Origin of the sequence: Fusicatenibacter saccharivorans (assembly GCF_015557635.1) — a bacterium.
Taxonomy (GTDB): Bacteria; Bacillota; Clostridia; order Lachnospirales; family Lachnospiraceae; genus Fusicatenibacter; species Fusicatenibacter saccharivorans.
Genome location: NZ_JADNOP010000001.1, coordinates 180537 through 197139, shown reverse-complemented (window position 1 = coordinate 197139; position 16603 = coordinate 180537). Strand labels below are relative to the sequence as shown.

The 16603-nt window shown below is 50.7% G+C and carries 19 protein-coding genes; 18 read left to right on the top strand and 1 reads right to left on the bottom strand.

The window, feature by feature from the left end:
• Positions 1 to 69: 69 nt before the first annotated feature.
• From I2G42_RS16560 to I2G42_RS00880, 5 genes are read left to right on the top strand one after another with little or no spacing between them, the layout of a single operon-like run.
• Positions 70 to 195, top strand: a complete 126-nt coding sequence (locus tag I2G42_RS16560) for a hypothetical protein (RefSeq protein ID WP_273693202.1) — start codon at positions 70 to 72, stop codon at positions 193 to 195.
• Positions 195 to 596, top strand: a complete 402-nt coding sequence (locus I2G42_RS00895) for a methylglyoxal synthase (RefSeq protein WP_022461890.1) — start codon at positions 195 to 197, stop codon at positions 594 to 596. Before I2G42_RS16560 ends, I2G42_RS00895 begins: the two co-directional genes overlap by 1 nt.
• Positions 597 to 636: 40 nt before the next feature.
• Positions 637 to 1215, top strand: a complete 579-nt coding sequence (gene rsmD, locus I2G42_RS00890) for a 16S rRNA (guanine(966)-N(2))-methyltransferase RsmD (protein ID WP_022461889.1) — start codon at positions 637 to 639, stop codon at positions 1213 to 1215.
• The gene (gene coaD / locus I2G42_RS00885; RefSeq protein ID WP_055265195.1) at positions 1212 to 1724 is read left to right on the top strand and encodes a pantetheine-phosphate adenylyltransferase; all 513 of its coding nucleotides are present in this window, start codon (positions 1212 to 1214) and stop codon (positions 1722 to 1724) included. Before rsmD ends, coaD begins: the two co-directional genes overlap by 4 nt.
• A gap of 11 nt (positions 1725 to 1735) precedes the next feature.
• On the top strand, positions 1736 to 2359 hold the full coding sequence (locus I2G42_RS00880) for a hypothetical protein (protein WP_055265193.1): 624 nt from the start codon (positions 1736 to 1738) through the stop codon (positions 2357 to 2359).
• Here the strand turns inward: I2G42_RS00880 and I2G42_RS00875 are convergent.
• On the bottom strand, positions 2333 to 3283 hold the full coding sequence (locus I2G42_RS00875) for a nucleoside recognition domain-containing protein (protein WP_117801039.1): 951 nt from the start codon (positions 3281 to 3283) through the stop codon (positions 2333 to 2335). The two genes, I2G42_RS00880 and I2G42_RS00875, sit on opposite strands and share 27 nt — an antisense overlap.
• A 76-nt stretch (positions 3284 to 3359) precedes the next feature.
• Between I2G42_RS00875 and I2G42_RS00870 the strand changes: the two genes are divergently transcribed.
• The 13 genes from I2G42_RS00870 (at position 3360) to hisB (ending at position 16603) form a co-directional block, all read left to right on the top strand.
• Positions 3360 to 4820 (top strand): aminoacyl-histidine dipeptidase, encoded by a 1461-nt coding sequence (locus I2G42_RS00870; RefSeq protein ID WP_195530629.1) that lies wholly within the window; start codon positions 3360 to 3362, stop codon positions 4818 to 4820.
• Between the two features lie 158 nt (positions 4821 to 4978).
• Entirely contained in the window at positions 4979 to 5791 is an 813-nt protein-coding gene (locus I2G42_RS00865) for a GTP pyrophosphokinase (RefSeq protein WP_022461884.1), read from the top strand.
• Between the two features lie 24 nt (positions 5792 to 5815).
• Positions 5816 to 7189 carry an RsmB/NOP family class I SAM-dependent RNA methyltransferase gene (locus tag I2G42_RS00860; RefSeq protein WP_195530662.1) on the top strand — a complete coding sequence of 458 codons (1374 nt, stop codon included), beginning with the start codon at positions 5816 to 5818 and terminating at the stop codon, positions 7187 to 7189.
• Positions 7186 to 7944 (top strand): pseudouridine synthase, encoded by a 759-nt coding sequence (locus I2G42_RS00855; protein ID WP_195530628.1) that lies wholly within the window; start codon positions 7186 to 7188, stop codon positions 7942 to 7944. Before I2G42_RS00860 ends, I2G42_RS00855 begins: the two co-directional genes overlap by 4 nt.
• A 3-nt stretch (positions 7945 to 7947) precedes the next feature.
• Positions 7948 to 9891, top strand: coding sequence for a YgiQ family radical SAM protein (locus I2G42_RS00850; RefSeq protein WP_055218016.1), 1944 nt, complete (start codon positions 7948 to 7950; stop codon positions 9889 to 9891).
• A 51-nt stretch (positions 9892 to 9942) separates the two neighbouring features.
• Entirely contained in the window at positions 9943 to 10560 is a 618-nt protein-coding gene (locus tag I2G42_RS00845; protein ID WP_173858930.1) for a DUF4191 family protein, read from the top strand.
• A gap of 12 nt (positions 10561 to 10572) precedes the next feature.
• Positions 10573 to 11559 (top strand): RluA family pseudouridine synthase, encoded by a 987-nt coding sequence (locus I2G42_RS00840; RefSeq protein ID WP_173858932.1) that lies wholly within the window; start codon positions 10573 to 10575, stop codon positions 11557 to 11559.
• Complete coding sequence (lepB, locus tag I2G42_RS00835) at positions 11556 to 12134, top strand: signal peptidase I (protein ID WP_173858934.1); 579 nt, start codon at positions 11556 to 11558, stop codon at positions 12132 to 12134. The genes I2G42_RS00840 and lepB overlap by 4 nt, the downstream gene beginning before the upstream one ends.
• A 25-nt stretch (positions 12135 to 12159) precedes the next feature.
• Positions 12160 to 12708 carry a Holliday junction resolvase RecU gene (locus I2G42_RS00830; protein WP_117509155.1) on the top strand — a complete coding sequence of 183 codons (549 nt, stop codon included), beginning with the start codon at positions 12160 to 12162 and terminating at the stop codon, positions 12706 to 12708.
• A gap of 107 nt (positions 12709 to 12815) precedes the next feature.
• Positions 12816 to 14057 (top strand): ATP phosphoribosyltransferase regulatory subunit, encoded by a 1242-nt coding sequence (hisZ, locus tag I2G42_RS00825; protein WP_195530627.1) that lies wholly within the window; start codon positions 12816 to 12818, stop codon positions 14055 to 14057.
• Positions 14058 to 14078: 21 nt separating this feature from the next.
• Positions 14079 to 14717, top strand: coding sequence for an ATP phosphoribosyltransferase (gene hisG, locus I2G42_RS00820; protein ID WP_022461875.1), 639 nt, complete (start codon positions 14079 to 14081; stop codon positions 14715 to 14717).
• Positions 14714 to 16012 carry a histidinol dehydrogenase gene (hisD, locus tag I2G42_RS00815; protein ID WP_195530626.1) on the top strand — a complete coding sequence of 433 codons (1299 nt, stop codon included), beginning with the start codon at positions 14714 to 14716 and terminating at the stop codon, positions 16010 to 16012. Before hisG ends, hisD begins: the two co-directional genes overlap by 4 nt.
• A complete protein-coding gene (gene hisB, locus I2G42_RS00810; RefSeq protein ID WP_022461873.1) occupies positions 16013 to 16603 on the top strand; it encodes an imidazoleglycerol-phosphate dehydratase HisB in 591 nt (196 codons plus the stop codon).

The window sequence follows — 16603 nt, the reverse complement described above, 5'->3', positions numbered from 1 at the left end:
AAACAAAAATAAACTTCCAGATTCTGTATTTTTTCCGGAAAAGCGGAGAAAGTAAAAGAAGAAGGAAAAATGGAACGGCAGAAAAAATATAAAAACTGTGTAAAAAATTCACAAAAAGAATTGCGTTTTGAAAATAAATTTGTTATAATTGCTGTACATGGTAGTAAAAACAGGAGAAGGGGCGGTTTGCAGTAATGAATATTGGAATCATAGCACACAACAGCAAGAAGAGTCTGATCGAGGATTTCTGTATTGCATACAAGGGAATCCTCATGAAACATGAGGTGTACGCCACCGGAACCACCGGACGGCGGATTGAAGAGGTGACGAACCTTCATGTACACAAATTTCTGCCTGGAAGCGTAGGCGGAGACAAACAGTTTACCGAGATGATTGAACGCGGCGATATGGATATGGTAATTTTCTTTTACAATCCGACGATGATCAATCCGAAAGAGCCGGATGTCTACAAAATTATCCGTACCTGCGACCAGTACAATATCCCGATTGCAACAAATATCGGAACTGCGGAGTCTCTGATTTTGGGACTTGCAAGAGGAGATTTGGACTGGAGAGAGCAGTTGAAAGCCGACTGATCCATCAAACAAAAACAGTAAGGACGAAAATAAGACCAACATGAGAGTAATAGCAGGAAAATGCCGGAGTCTTCCATTAAAGACGGTTCCCGGCAGACAGACCCGGCCGACGACGGACCGGATCAAAGAAACCTTATTTAATATGCTTCAGCCGTATCTGCCGGATGCGCGTTTTCTCGACCTGTTCGCCGGAAGCGGGGCGATCGGAATCGAGGCGTTGAGCCGCGGCGCCGAGCGCGCGTGGTTCGTAGAGCAGAACAAAGCTGCAGCAGACTGTATCCGGCAGAATTTAAAATTTACGAAGCTGGAACAGCAGGCAGTGCTCCTGCCCATGGAAGCGCATGCAGCTCTGCAGTCGCTTCAGGGACAGGAGCCTTTTGACTGCATTTTTATGGACCCGCCATACGATAAGGGACTGGAAAAGGACGTGCTGTATGCGTTCCGCGACGCCTCTTTTATCGGTGAGGATACCTTAATTATTGTAGAAGCATCGCTGAATACTGATTTCGACTGGGCGGAGGATGCCGGATACGAAATTCTGAAGAAAAAAATCTATAAGACAAATGTCCATGTATTCCTTACCCCGAAAAGCAAACACGAAGGAGTAAAAGAATCATGAAGACAGCCGTATACCCGGGAACTTTTGACCCTGTAACGTATGGTCATCTGGATGTCATTCTGCGTGCATCCAAGCTTTTTGACCGCGTAATCGTGGGAGTTTTACATAATTCCTCAAAATCTCCGTTGTTTTCTGTGGAAGAACGTGTTAATATACTAAAGAAAGCGACCCAGGACATTCCAAATGTCGAAGTCCGTTCTTTCAGCGGGCTCGCTGTTGATTTTGCGAAGGAATGCCAGGCGCATACGATCGTCCGCGGACTCCGCGCGATCACAGACTTTGAATATGAACTGCAGATGGCACAGACGAACCGCGTTCTGGAACCGGAAGTAGATACCACGTTTCTGATTACCTCGCTGGAGTATGCGTACCTCAGCTCCACGGTAGTAAAAGAAGTAGCTGCTTTTGGCGGCGACATTCACAAATTTGTTCCGGATTTTGTGGAAAAAGAAATCCGCGCAAAGTATGCCGCCCGAAATTCAGAAGGAATGCCGCAGGATAAAAGATAAGGAGAATTAAAATGAGCAGCAGAATTGAACAGATCATCGAAGAAATTGAGGAGTATGTAGAGAGCTGTAAATATCAGCCGCTGTCTACCACCAAAATCGTTGTAAATAAAGAAGAATTAGAAGAGCTTCTCCGTGAGCTCCGTCTGAAAACACCGGACGAGATCAAACGGTACCAGAAGATCATCAGCAACAAAGATGCGATTCTGGCAGATGCACAGAACAAGGCAGATGCCATCATTGCAGAGGCACAGGCAAAGGCAAGAGAGATGGTAGAGCAGAGTGAAGTGATGCAGTCAGCATACGCACAGGCAAATGAGACCGTCAACAATGCAAACCAGCAGGCACAGGAAATCCTGGATGCTGCAACCAACGATGCCAACAGCATCCGTCTCGGTGCCATTGGATATACCGATGATATGCTTGCCAACTTAAGCAATATTATGACGACTGCATTAAACGATGCAGGAGAGAAATACAACAGCTTTGTAGAATCCCTGACAAGCTGCTACAATACCGTTGTTCAGAACAGAAGTGAGCTCTCCCCGCAGGGTGCTCCGGAAGAAGAGCAGCCAGAGGAAGAAGTTGTCGTACCGGAATATGATCCGGCATCAGAAGAGGAAAGCGAAGAGGAATAAACCAAGCGTTCCTGCGAAAGCAGCACAGCAGAGCTTCCCGGCAAGATAAGGCCAGAGGGGCAGACCGCTGTTATGGATCATACAGTTTGTCTGGGCAGCGACAGAGAGACCGCCGAAGGCGGCGCAGGTAAGGACAGCAGAGACTTTTCCGGCGTAAGGAAGAGAGGACGCGGCAAGCTGTGCGATTCCCGTCGTGATTTCCAGCACGCCGCAGAGCAGGGGCGAGGCGGAACCAAACGGATGCAGATCCATCAGAAGTCCGGACAGAATGGAAAACAGGATGATGTATCCGCCAAGCTGTGTAATGATTTCAAATCCGTTCATGATAGAGGTGTCCAGCAGGTTTCCTTTGGAAGTCTGTTTTGACATCTCTTTTTTTTCCACGGAATGTGTCCGATGGGCGGTGTGCCGGTGCAGGCGGAAGCGGCGGAAAACAAGCCGGAACAGAAAACCAGTTAGAAAATTGGAACCGTAGAGCACGCCGAAGACGAAGCCGGGATGGATCTGTCCGGAAAACGCAGTTAAGATAACATAGGAAGACAGAAAAGCAGGACTCGGACTGCTGCAGAAGGTTAAAAGATAGCATGCTTCGTTCCGGTCAATTTCTTCTGCCTCATAGAGCTGGGCAGTGATGCGCGCTCCCATGGGAAAACCGCAGAAAAGACCGAGAAAAAGTGCATAAAACCCAGCCGGGGAAAGACCGAAAACCGTTTGAAAAAAAACTTCTGCACGGGCAGAGATCCGCCGCGCGGCTCCTGTTTCCAGAAGAAGAGATGTCAGAATCAGAAACGGCAGAAGTGACGGAAGAATGGTATGAAACCAGAGATTGACACCCTCGCAGGCATAGAAAAAAGTCCGCGCGGGAAAGATAAGAAGACAGAAAAAAAGAAGCAGGGAAGAGAGAAATAAAAGTGATTTTTTCATGACGTTCGAACCTCCTCCCGCTTTCTAAAATAGAGTATGACGAAGCTTTGAAAAAAAGAAGATGGGAGAAGAAAAAATGAGCGTATTAGCAGGATTAAAACCGGAACGGGTATTTTATTATTTTGAAGAGCTCTGCCGCATTCCGCACGGCTCCGGAAACACAAAAGAAGTGAGCGACTATCTGGTTCAGTTTGCAAGGGACCATGAATTATCCTGGTATCAGGATGCGTCCAACAACGTGATCATCCGCCGCCCGGCATCGAAGGGATGTGAATTGGCTCCGACCGTGATTCTGCAGGGCCACTGCGATATGGTCTGCGAGAAGAAGCCGGGCAGCAGCCACGATTTTACGAAGGACGGACTTGAGCTTCACATCGACGGCGATGAGATTTATGCCAGGGACACGACGCTTGGCGGAGACGACGGAATTGCCGTTGCCTATATGCTGGCTGTGCTGGAATCGGATGATCTGCAGCTTCCGTCCATCGAGGCACTGATTACGACGGATGAAGAGATCGGACTGCTCGGCGCAGCAGCATTAAACGGGAATGAATTAAAGGGAAGAACACTGTTAAATATGGATTCTGAAGAGGAAGGCATTCTCACCGTATCGTGCGCAGGCGGTATGACAGCCATGATGGATCTGCCGGTGCGCAGAAGCGAAGTGATGGGTGAGCAGATGGAAGTGACGATTTCCGGTCTTGCCGGTGGCCATTCCGGTACGGAAATCCACAAAAACCGTGCCAACTCCAACATTCTGGCGGGCCGTTTCCTGTACGAACTGGCAGGAAAGATGGATTATGCCCTGATCGAGCTGGAGGGCGGCTTAAAAGACAACGCTATTCCGCGGACAACCCGCATGCTTCTTGCCATCGACGGCGGAGAGAAAGAGATCTTAAAAGAGGAAGCATCACGCTTCACCGAAAATCTTCGCAGAGAGTACAGCGGAACAGATGACGGTATTACCGTTACGGTAGAGAAAACAGGCGAGGGCGCTGCACCGGCGCTTCATCCGGTCAGCCTGCAGAAAACCGTCTTTTTCCTGATGAATCTTCCGAACGGGGTACAGAAGATGAGCGGCCAGATCCCGGGACTGGTGGAAACATCCCTGAACCTCGGCATTCTGAAATTAGAGCCGGATCACCTGCATGCGTGTGCGAGTGTGCGGAGCTCCGTGGGAAGTGCAAAAGAAGCCCTTTCCGACAAGCTGGAGTATCTGATCGGTTTCCTGGGCGGTGAGTTCCACGTAGAGGGCGCGTACCCGGCATGGGAGTATAAAGAGGATTCTGCCCTCCGCGATCTGATGGTGGCGGAATATGAAGCCATGTATGGACAGAAACCGGCAGTGGAAGCGATTCATGCCGGACTGGAATGCGGTTTGTTCTATGAAAAGCTTTCCGGTCTTGACTGTGTATCTTTCGGCCCGAACATGAAAGCAATCCACACGACCGAGGAGCGGCTTTCGATTTCCTCCGTGGAGAGAACGTATCAGTACCTGTGCCGCGTTCTGGAGCAGCTTTCGAAACGGCAGGCATAAAAAACTGCCCGTGTCTATTTCAAAAAAGTTTCTGAAAAACAGTCATAAAACAGAAAAGACAGGCATAAAGTAACAGGGTGGGGATTGAATTTCCAAAGCGTTTACCATCCGATAAGAAAAATGGCTGAAAGCAGGAGCAAAAAAGGAGATTAGGGGACATGGATATACTGTTATGGCATGAGATTCTGGAACCATACGAGCTGGCTGTCAAGGAATTACAGGTGAAATTCCGGCATCTGATCAAGGAGCACCACGGAAAAGGGCTGTACTCACCGATCGAGAGTGTGAGCGGCCGTGTGAAGAGTGTTTCCAGTATTCTGGAAAAAATGCAGAGAAAGGGCATTGCGCCCGAAGAGATGGAGGAGCAGGTGGAGGATATCGCGGGCATCCGCATCATCTGTCAGTTCGTTGAAGATATCGAAAAGGTTGCCGACCTGATCCAGAAGCGGTCGGATATTGAGATTAAGAGCGAGAAAGACTACATCCGCCACATGAAGGACAGCGGTTACCGGAGCTATCACCTCATTGTCTACTATACCGTGGAGACGATGAACGGCCCGAAGCGCATCCAGGTGGAAATCCAGATCCGCACGATGGCGATGGATTTCTGGGCGACGATTGAGCACTCGCTGCAGTACAAATATAAGGCAAATATTCCGGATCACATCCGGGAGCGCTTAAGCGCAGCTGCAAAGGCGATCATTGTGCTGGATAATGAGATGTCCTCTGTGCGGAGTGAGATTATGGATGCACAGAATTCCTCCCAGATGCAGCGGAATCTGATCACGGATATCCTGAATAATATCGAGAATCTTTACAAGGTGACGAACAAACGCGAAGTAGAAAAAATTCAGGATGAGTTTTATCACATCTATGCGCAGAACGATCTGCAGGAGTTAAAACGGTTCCACAAAGAACTGGATCTGATTGCAGAGGGATACCGCGCACAGGCAATTACAGACGAACTTTAGAACAAAAGGGGATAAACGGATATGATCACACTGCCGGAAGCCTTTGAGCAGGAGATGAAACAGCTGCTCGGTGAGGAAGAATATGAGGCATACCGCAAGACATTTGACGAGGCGGTACATAGAGGACTGCGGGTAAACAACGGAAAAATTTCGACAGAAGAGTTTCTTAGTCGGACCGATATTCCGCTTAAGAAGGTTCCGTGGATCCCCAATGGATTTTATTACGATGAAGAGAGCTGCAATCCGGCAAAGGATGCCGATTACTATGCGGGCCTGTATTATCTGCAGGAGCCGAGTGCGATGACACCGGCATCCCGCCTTCCAATTGAGCCGGATGACCGTGTGCTCGATCTCTGTGCGGCACCGGGTGGAAAGGCAACGGAGCTGGGAAGCCGGATCGGTGAGGGCGGCATGCTGCTGGCAAACGATATCAGCAATTCGCGGGCGAAGGCGCTGCTGCGCAACCTGGAAATCCAGGGAGTGGGACGTCTTCTCGTGACGAGCGAGGATCCGGAAAAATTAGTAACCTTGTATCCGGTCTTTTTTGACAAGATCCTTCTTGACGCGCCGTGCTCTGGGGAGGGCATGTTCCGAAAAGAGAGCTCAATGCTGCGCTACTACAGTGAAAATGGGCCGGAGCATTATGTGCCGATCCAGAAAAAACTGATCGAGCAGGCGTATCAGATGCTTGCAGAGGGCGGAGAGCTGCTGTACTCTACCTGTACGTTTTCTGTAAAGGAGAACGAAGAGGTCATCGCAGGGCTGCTGGATGCGCATCCGGATATGGAAGTGCAGGAAATTACCCCGGGTTACGAAGGGTTTGCGCCGGGAGTATCCGTGAATGGCCGCGATCTTTCCCGGTGCGTTCATATTTTCCCGCAGCGGATGGAGGGAGAAGGCCATTTCGTGGCGCTCCTGAAAAAGCAGGGAGAGAGCCGGAAACGGCAGCCGTCCCGACTTTTGGAAACGACAAAGAAGCTGCCGAAAGAGGCGGAAGAGTTTCTTGCTGGCGTGCGCATGGACTGGAAGAATGGTTCGTTTGCCCTTGTGAAAGACCAGCTCTATTTTCTGCCGGAAGGTGTCTGTGCGGCAAAGGGTCTGCGCTATCTGCGGACCGGACTTTCGCTTGGCACCGTAAAGAAAAACCGCTTCGAGCCGTCCCAGGCGCTGGCGGCGTATCTGAAAAAAGAAGAATACGTTTCGTGTTTGACCATTCCCAAGGGAGATGACCGTGTCATGCGCTACTTAAAGGGTGAGACACTCTCGTTTTCCGAGGAAGAGTGTCAGGGGAAAAAGGGCTGGGTGCTTGTGTGCCTGGATGATTTCCCACTTGGCTGGGGAAAAATAAACAACGGAACGTTAAAGAATAAATATTATGCAGGATGGCGGATGGTATGAGTAAATTACGACTCGATAAATATCTGGCGGACATGGGTGTGGGAACACGCCAGGAAGTAAAGGCCCTGATCCGGAAGGGACGGGTGGCCGTAGACGGAATTACGGCAAAAGCCCCGGAACTGAAAGTCGACCCGGATGAAGCGCAGGTGACTGTGGACGGAAACAGCATTTCCTATGTGAAAATGGAATACTGGATGCTCCACAAACCGGCGGGTGTCGTCTCTGCGACGGAGGACCGCCGTGACCGGACCGTACTTGATCTTTTAAGTGATGCGGCAAGAAAAGACCTCTTTCCGGTCGGACGGCTCGACAAGGACACCGAAGGGCTGCTGCTGATTACGAACGACGGAGCCCTTTCCCACCGGCTGCTCTCTCCGAAATCGCATGTCTCGAAAGTGTATGAGGCCGTGATTGACGGAAAAGTGACAGAAGAAGATCGGCAGGCATTTGCCGAAGGGCTCGACATTGGGGACGACAAACCGACACTTCCGGCCGAGCTTACCATTCTGGAAACGACAGAAAAAGAGCCTGGCATTTTTGAAAGCCGGATCCGCATTACCATCTGTGAGGGCCGCTTCCACCAGATCAAGCGCATGTTTGAGAAGATCGGAAAAACGGTCGTCTATTTGAAACGGCTGTCGATGGGGAGCCTGGAACTTGATCCGGCGCTGCCAAAGGGCAGTGCCCGTCGCCTGACGCAGGAAGAAAAAGCGGCGCTTGGCATAGCGGACGCCGAAACACAGAAAGGAAAGTAAAGCATGCCTTTTTTACCAATTACAAGAGAAGAGATGAAGGAACGGGGAATCGAACAGTTTGACTTTGTCTATGTCATCGGAGATGCCTACGTGGACCATTCCTCGTTCGGACCGGCAATCATCAGCCGTGTGCTCGAGGCGAACGGCTATTCCGTCGGCATCATCTCACAGCCGGACTGGAAGGACGAGAACAGCATTTCGATTTTCGGTGAACCGCGTCTTGGCTTTCTTGTCTCTTCCGGAAATATGGATTCCATGGTCAACCATTATACCGTGGCGAAAAAGCACCGAAAAACAGATGCCTTTACGCCGGGCGGTGTCATGGGAAAACGGCCGGACCGCGCGGTTACCGTGTACGGCAATCTGATCCGGAGAACGTATAAACATACACCGATGATCCTCGGCGGCATCGAGGCATCGCTCCGGCGCCTTTCGCATTACGATTACTGGTCTGACCAGGTGCGCCGCTCCGTCCTTCTCGATTCCGGTGCGGATCTGATTTCGTACGGAATGGGAGAACTTTCGATCGTAGCGATTGCAGATGCACTTGCGGCTGGCATTGACGTTCATGATATCACCTTTATTCCGGGAACCGTTTATCGGAGCAAAACGCTGGATCACCTGATTGACCCGGTGGTGCTGCCGTCATTCGAGGAGGTGCGGGAGAGCAAGCGGACGTATGCGGAGAGCTTTGCGATTCAGTATAAAAATACCGATGCCATCAATGCGAAGCCGATGGCAGAGCCGTATGAGGGCCAGGGCTACATTGTACAGAATCCGCCTTCCCGTCCTTTGACAGAGCAGGAGATGGATGATGTCTATGCGCTTCCATACATGCGCGCCTATCACCCAAGCTATGAAAAAGACGGCGGTGTGCCGGCGCTTGGGGAAATCAAATACAGTCTGACGAGCAACCGCGGCTGCTTTGGGTCCTGCAGTTTCTGCGCGCTGACGTTCCACGAGGGACGCGTTGTGCAGACAAGAAGCCACGAATCCATTCTGGCGGAAGCGCGGCAGATGGTTCAGGAAAAAGAATTTAAAGGCTATATTCACGATGTCGGCGGCCCGACGGCGGATTTCCGCGGTCCGGCATGCAAAAAGCAGCTCACCAAAGGCGCCTGCCCGAACCGGAACTGTCTCTTCCCGGAGCCGTGTAAAAATATGGTGGCAGATCACAGAGATTATGTGAAGCTGCTGCGGGAATTAAAAGACATTCCGGGCGTGAAGAAAGTCTTTATCCGCTCCGGCATCCGTTTTGACTATGTCCTGGCCGATAAAGACCAGACGTTCCTTTCCGAGCTGGTAAAGGATCACGTCAGCGGTCAGCTCCGCGTTGCGCCGGAGCACGTTTCGAACCGTGTGCTTTCCTATATGGGAAAACCGCGCCACGAAGTATATCAGGAATTTATCCGCCGCTTCGATGCGTGCAACAAAAAGACGGGGAAGCAGCAGTACGCACTTCCGTATTTTATGTCGTCCCATCCGGGGTGTGACTTGGAGGATGCGGTGGAGCTTGCCGAGTACATCCGCGATATGGGATTTATCCCGGAGCAGGCACAGGACTTCTATCCGACGCCTTCCACACTTTCCACCTGTATGTACTATACCGGTCTTGACCCGCGGACGATGGATCCGGTTTACGTGCCGAAATCGCCGCATGAGAAGGCGATGCAGCGTGCGCTGATTCAGTACCGGAATCCGGAGAACTATGAGCTCGTCTGCGAGGCACTGCGCCGGACACACCGGGAGGATCTGATCGGATTCGGACCGAAATGTCTCGTACGGCCGAGAAAGATGGCCGGGGAGGCAGGAAAACCGTCAAGAGGAAAAGGGTCCAACGGAAAAGGCTTTGGCCAGAAGACGGCGAATGACCGTTCCGGACAGGGAAAAGCCAAAACAGGCGGACGGCCGAAAAAGACGCTCCGCAACGTGCACAAAAAGAAATAAACACGCAGAAGATGAGCGGGGATCTTATCGAAGAAGGGAAATGACAGAAGAATGAAGATCAGAAAAGGGGATTACGGCTATATCCGCCGGGAAAAGAAAAAAAGACTGCTTGTGACACTGGGACTGTTCGTCCTTCCGGCCATCGTTTTTATTGTCGGACTTGTGCTTGCAGACGGAAACAAGAGCAACATTTTTACGGTTGTCGCCGTAGTAGGCTGTCTGCCGGGCTGCCGCGCCGCCGTCGGTTTTATCATGATGGTTATGCAAAAGCCAGTGGACAAAGCAGTGTACGATGCCATTGAGGCAAAAAAAGGAAAACTGCTGATGGGATATGAAATGTATATCACACAGGAAAAATCGAGTCTGATGATCGAAGCAGCGGCGTTCTGCGGTGAGGAGATCGCCTGCTACACCTCGCGTGCCAAAGACCAGAAACAGATCGAGGACTGCACTACGTATCTGAACAAGATCATCCGTGCCAACGGCTACAAATGCCATGTGAAGATTTTTGAGCGGGAAAAAGCGTTTCTGGAGCGCCTCGATTCCCTGAACCGCAACTACGATGAGCTGGAAAAGAGCGCCAGTGAAAACTTCAAACCGGATGAGCGGTACCCGGATCTGTCCCGCACGGAACTGGTGAAACACACGATGCTGGCGCTGGCACTGTAGGAGACCATTGCTATGAGAGAACTGACCGTGACAGAAAAAGACTGCGCGCAGCAGCTCATCAAATATCTGTCCAAATATATGGAGGAGGCGCCAAAGAGCTTCTTCTATAAAATGCTGCGAAAGAAAAACATTGTGCTGAACCAGAAAAAGGCGGACGGCAGTGAAAAGCTGAAAACAGGCGATACGATCCGGCTGTATCTGGCGGAAGAGACCATCGAAAAATTTCGGAAAACACCGGAAAAACCGGCGGCTGGAAAACAGGTAAAGTATCCGAAGCTGGATATCGTCTATGAAGACGAAAAAGTAATTTTCCTGAACAAGCCGGCAGGTGTCCTCTCACAGAAGGCGAAAGAGACGGATGTGAGCCTTACCGAAGCGCTCGGCGCCTATCTTTCGGAAAAAAATGCCGGGGAGGAGACCATGTTCCGCGCCGGACTCTGCAATCGTCTGGACCGGAACACCAGCGGTCTGATTCTTGCCGGAAAAACCGTTGCGGCGACGCAGCAGCTTTCAGAACTGATCGCAGAGCGGGCTGTTGGAAAATACTATCTGACGGTTGTAAAAGGAACCGTGACAGAGACAGAGCGGATCCGCGGATACCTCACAAAAAATGAGAGGACAAACCGTGTTTCGATTCAGAGAGAGCAGCAGGGAGATGCTGTTTACATAGAAACCGCATACCGGCCGCTCTGTGCCGGAAGAGGCTGTACGCTGCTGGAGGTTGAGCTGGTGACCGGAAAGAGCCATCAGATCCGCAGCCATCTCACGAGCATCGGTCATCCGCTTGCGGGAGATACGAAATACGGGGATGCGGAGTTTAACCGCCGCTTCCGGGAAAAATACGGACTGAAATACCAACTTCTCCATTCGTGGAAGGCGGTATTTCCAGAGCTTACGGGCACCTTATCGGATCTGTCCGGAAAAACCTTTACAGCGCCCCTGCCATCATCCGTGCGCCGGATTTTACAGGGAGAACATTTAACGGGAGAAGGATTATGAGCCGAAAAGACAACGAAAAGAAAGAAACAAAACCAAGAAAAACGGAGGAGACGAGCATCGGACGGGAAATCTGGGAATATGTAAAAATGATCGCCATTGTCGTGGCAGTCGTCGTTTTTGTGGAGCAGGTCATTGTCATCAACGCAAGAATCCCATCTCCTTCCATGGAAAACACGATTATGACCGGAGACCAGATCTTCGGTAACCGCCTTTCTTATGTAAAGAGCGATCCGCAGCGGTATGACATCGTTATTTTCTATTATCCGGACGACGAGAAGCAGAAGTTTATCAAGCGTGTCATCGGACTGCCGGGAGAGACGGTTACGATCCGCGACGGAAAGGTGTATATCAACGATTCCACCGAGTCGCTGCGCGATGATTTCTGCCCGGAAACACCGGTCGGCGATTTCGGACCGTATGAGGTGCCGGAGGGCTGCTACTTTATGCTCGGCGACAACCGGAACGTATCAAAGGATTCCCGCTACTGGCTGAATCCGTACGTAGAGAAAGACAAGATCATCGGCAAGGCCTTTCTGCGCTACTGGCCGCTGAACAAAATTTCTATGATTGAATAAGAACAGAACGAAGACGAGGACAGGAATTATGGCATGGACATCGAGGGGACTCCGCGGATCAACGCTGGAGGAAATGATCAACCGCACAAACGAGCAGTACCGTGACAAGCATCTGGCACTGATCCAGAAGGTGCCGACGCCGATCACCCCGATCAAAATAGATAAGGAGAGCAGACACATCACGCTGGCTTATTTTGAAAAGAAGAGTACCGTTGATTATATCGGCGCTGTACAGGGCATTCCCGTCTGCTTCGATGCCAAAGAGTGCAAAACGGATTCCTTTCCGCTCGCAAACATCCACGAGCACCAGGTCACGTTTATGAAAGATTTCGAGCAGCAGGGGGGGATTTCCTTCCTGCTGCTGTATTTTACGGCGCGGGACGAATATTATTACCTGCGGTATGAGACGATGAAAACCTTCTGGGACCGCGGACAGAACGGCGGAAAGAAGCATTTTTCCTACACCGAGCTTGAAACGTCATTCTTCCTTCCCAGAACGGGAAGCAGCGTTCTCGTCCCGTACCTGAACGGAATCCAGAAGGATCTGGAGATACGGGATTCGAAAGCGGATTAAAATTTTGGGTTGACAGGGAAAATGTTTTCCGATATACTAACCATAGTTTTAAATTTAATATGGTAATATGGTAGCGAACTAAAGCGAAAAAGTGAGGACAACAAAACATGGATCGATTAATTCATACACCGGAAGGCGTCCGGGATGTCTACAATCAGGAATGTACGAAAAAATTATACCTGGAGAATCAGATTGAGCAGGTATTTCATGCGTTTGGATATCAGGATATTGAAACACCGACGTTCGAGTTTTTTGATGTATTCGGAAGAGAAGTGGGAACAACACCGTCCCGCGAGCTCTACAAATTCTTTGACCGCGACGGCAACACCCTTGTGCTCCGTCCGGACTTTACCCCGTCGATTGCACGTGCAGCCTCCATGTATTTCATGGAAGAGACGATGCCGATCCGCCTTTGCTACAGAGGAAGCAGCTTCGTCAACAGCAGCAGCTATCAGGGCCGCTTAAAAGAGTCCACCCAGATGGGCGTCGAGCTCTTAAACGATGATTCCGCAATGGCAGACGCAGAGATCATTGCGATGACCGTAAAAGTTATGCTGGATGCCGGTCTTACCGATTTCCAGATCAGCATCGGCCACGTAGGTTTCTTCCAGGCGCTCGCCGAGGAAGCTGCTCTCTCCGAGGATGTTCTGAACGAATTAAAAGAACTGATTTCCATTAAAAATCATTTTGGCGCCGAGGAGCTGCTGGCAAAACAGAACCTTCGAAGTGATCTGTTTGAAGCACTCCGTGATGTTCCGCAGCTGTTCGGAAATGCAGAGATTCTCGAAAAGGCAAAAGGCCTTACAAGAAATCCGGCGGCAAGAGAGGCACTCGATCGTCTGGCTACGATCTATGAGATCGTTAAAGATTACGGCTATGAAAAATACGTCTTCTTCGATCTCGGTCTTTTAAGCAAATTCCATTACTACACCGGTATTATTTTCCAGGCCTACACCTACGGCACCGGCGAGCCGATCGTAAAAGGCGGCCGCTACGATGCACTGCTGCAGCACTTCGGAAAGAAGGCGCCGGCGATCGGATTCTGTACTGTCATGGAATCTCTGATGAATGCACTGGAGCGCCAGAAAATTTCTCTTCCGATTGTCAATACGAAAACGATGCTGCTCTACCCGGATTTCCTTCAGCCGCTGGCCGTAAAACTTGCCAACGAGCACAGAAGCAAAGGCATGGATGTCGCGCTGGTCTGCTTTGCAAGGGACAAGGTTCTTGCAGATTATGAAGAATACGGCAGAAAGAACCAGTTCGGCGGCATTGTCTATATTCAGAAGAGCGATTCGGTGCTTGCCATCAATTTGTCGACAGGAGAAGTACAGCCGGTGGAGCTGTAGGAGAGGAAGGGTACGAAAAAGATGAGATATTTGACCATTGCACTGACAAAAGGACGCCTGGCGTACCAGACGCTGGAGCTGCTGGAAAAAGTCGGCATCACCTGCGATGAAATGAAAAATAAAGATACGAGAAAGCTGATTTTCACGGACGAAGAGCATAAGCTCCGTTTCTTCCTCGCCAAAGGTCCGGATGTGCCGACCTATGTGGAGTACGGCGCAGCGGATATCGGAATCGTCGGAAAGGACACGATTCTGGAGGAAGGAAGACGCCTCTACGAGGTATTGGACCTTGGCTACGGCAAGTGCCGCATGTGTGTCTGCGGACCGGAATCCGCGCGTGAGCTGCTGCAGCACAACCAGCAGATCCGTGTGGCAACGAAGTACCCAAACATTGCCAAGGATTACTTCTACAACCGCAAGCACCAGACCGTTGAGATGATCAAGCTGAACGGCTCGATCGAGCTGGCACCGATTGTCGGACTTTCCGAAGTGATTGTGGATATTGTAGAGACAGGAAGCACTTTACGGGAAAACGGCCTGACCGTTCTCGAGGAGGTCTGCCCGCTGTCTGCGCGTATGGTTGTCAACCAGGTGAGCATGCGGATGGAAAATGAGAGAATTACCAAATTAATTCAGGATCTGAAAGGAGCACTGGTATGAGAATCGTAAAACTGACAAAAGAGACCACAGAAAATATTCTGGAGAATATGCTGAAACGAAGCCCGACACAGTACGGAACGTACGAGGCTTCCGTGCAGGAGATCATTGAGAATGTAAAAACAAGAAAAGACGCAGCTGTTTTCGAATATACCGAGAAATTCGACCACGCGGTACTCGATGCTTCTACCGTAGAAGTAACACAGGAAGAGATTGATGAAGCGTACAACATCGTAGATCCAGAGCTGATCGGTGTCATCCGCAGATCCATGAAAAATATCCGTGAGTTCCACGAAAAACAGAAACAGAACAGCTGGTTCACCTCCACCGAGAACGGAACGATGCTTGGCCAGAAGCTGACCGCCCTGAACCGTGTCGGTGTATACGTTCCGGGAGGAAAGGCAGCGTATCCGTCCTCCGTTCTGATGAACATTCTTCCGGCAAAAGTGGCAGGGGTCAAAGAAATCTGCATGACAACGCCGTGCGGCAGAAACGGAAAAGTCAACCCGGTTGTCCTTGCGGCAGCAAAAGAAGCCGGTGCGGACCGCGTCTTTAAAATCGGCGGTGCACAGGCAATTGCAGCCTTTGCTTACGGAACCGAGAGCATTCCGAAAGTCGATAAAATCGTAGGACCTGGAAACATCTACGTTGCCCTTGCAAAGAAAGCCGTATACGGAAATGTCAGCATCGACTCCATCGCAGGCCCAAGTGAGATTCTTGTCCTTGCTGATGAGACTGCAAATCCGCGGTTCGTGGCAGCCGATCTCTTAAGCCAGGCTGAGCATGATGAGCTTGCAAGTGCGATCCTCATTACCACCTCCCAGGAACTGGCAGAGAAGGTAAGTGAAGAGGTAGACGGTTTCTTAAAAGTCCTCTCCAGAAGCGACATCATCTCCAAATCACTGGACAACTTCGGCTACATCCTTGTCACCGATTCGCATCAGGAAGCGATCGACACCGTAGATGCCATCGCACCGGAGCACCTCGAGATCGTGACGAAGAACCCGTTTGAGGATATGATGAAGGTACATAACGCCGGTGCTATTTTCCTCGGCGAGAACTCCAGCGAGCCTCTCGGTGACTATTTTGCCGGCCCGAACCATATCCTGCCGACGAACGGAACCGCAAAATTCTTCTCCCCGCTGTCCGTAGACGATTTCGTGAAGAAATCCAGCATCATCTATTATTCCAGAGAAGCCCTTTCCGAGATCCACGAGGATATCGAGAGCTTTGCAAAATCAGAGAGCTTGACGGCACACGCCAATTCGATTGCCGTCCGTTTTGAGGGGGAAGAGTAAGTGGAGAACAGAACAGCCAGCGTAGAACGCGTGACAAAAGAAACAAAGATCCGCATGACATTAAATCTGGATGGAACGGGAAAGAGCGACATCCACACCGGCATCGGCTTTTTTGACCATATGCTCGACGGCTTTGCCCGCCACGGTCTTTTCGACCTTTCCGTTTCTGTAGACGGAGATCTTGATGTAGACGGCCACCACACGATCGAGGACACCGGTATCGTGCTCGGAACTGCAATCCGCGAGGCAGTCGGCGACAAACAGGGCATCCGCCGCTACGGCGACAGAATCCTTCCGATGGACGAGACACTGGTGCTCTCGGCCGTTGACCTCTGCGGCAGACCGTATCTCTCTTTCCAGGCAGAATTTACGCGGGAGAAAGTAGGAGAGATGGAGACCGAGATGGTAAAAGAATTCTTCTACGCCGTTTCCTATGCGGCGCAGATGAATCTGCATATCAAAGTGCTTGACGGCGGAAATAACCACCACATCATCGAGGCGATGTTCAAAGCATTTGCGAAGGCACTCGATGAGGCAACTTCCTTCGATCCGAGAATTGCCGGCGTGCTCTCGACCAAGGGCAGCCTGTAA

Bases quoted from the DNA above. Each gene is read 5' to 3' on its own strand.
- I2G42_RS16560 (WP_273693202.1), top strand. From the start codon at position 70: ATGGAACGGCAGAAAAAATATAAAAACTGTGTAAAAAATTCACAAAAA.
- I2G42_RS00895 (WP_022461890.1), top strand. From the start codon at position 195: ATGAATATTGGAATCATAGCACACAACAGCAAGAAGAGTCTGATCGAG.
- rsmD (WP_022461889.1), top strand. From the start codon at position 637: ATGAGAGTAATAGCAGGAAAATGCCGGAGTCTTCCATTAAAGACGGTT.
- coaD (WP_055265195.1), top strand. From the start codon at position 1,212: ATGAAGACAGCCGTATACCCGGGAACTTTTGACCCTGTAACGTATGGT.
- I2G42_RS00880 (WP_055265193.1), top strand. From the start codon at position 1,736: ATGAGCAGCAGAATTGAACAGATCATCGAAGAAATTGAGGAGTATGTA.
- I2G42_RS00875 (WP_117801039.1), bottom strand. From the start codon at position 3,283: ATGAAAAAATCACTTTTATTTCTCTCTTCCCTGCTTCTTTTTTTCTGT.
- I2G42_RS00870 (WP_195530629.1), top strand. From the start codon at position 3,360: ATGAGCGTATTAGCAGGATTAAAACCGGAACGGGTATTTTATTATTTT.
- I2G42_RS00865 (WP_022461884.1), top strand. From the start codon at position 4,979: ATGGATATACTGTTATGGCATGAGATTCTGGAACCATACGAGCTGGCT.
- I2G42_RS00855 (WP_195530628.1), top strand. From the start codon at position 7,186: ATGAGTAAATTACGACTCGATAAATATCTGGCGGACATGGGTGTGGGA.
- I2G42_RS00850 (WP_055218016.1), top strand. From the start codon at position 7,948: ATGCCTTTTTTACCAATTACAAGAGAAGAGATGAAGGAACGGGGAATC.
- I2G42_RS00845 (WP_173858930.1), top strand. From the start codon at position 9,943: ATGAAGATCAGAAAAGGGGATTACGGCTATATCCGCCGGGAAAAGAAA.
- I2G42_RS00840 (WP_173858932.1), top strand. From the start codon at position 10,573: ATGAGAGAACTGACCGTGACAGAAAAAGACTGCGCGCAGCAGCTCATC.
- lepB (WP_173858934.1), top strand. From the start codon at position 11,556: ATGAGCCGAAAAGACAACGAAAAGAAAGAAACAAAACCAAGAAAAACG.
- hisZ (WP_195530627.1), top strand. From the start codon at position 12,816: ATGGATCGATTAATTCATACACCGGAAGGCGTCCGGGATGTCTACAAT.
- hisG (WP_022461875.1), top strand. From the start codon at position 14,079: ATGAGATATTTGACCATTGCACTGACAAAAGGACGCCTGGCGTACCAG.
- hisD (WP_195530626.1), top strand. From the start codon at position 14,714: ATGAGAATCGTAAAACTGACAAAAGAGACCACAGAAAATATTCTGGAG.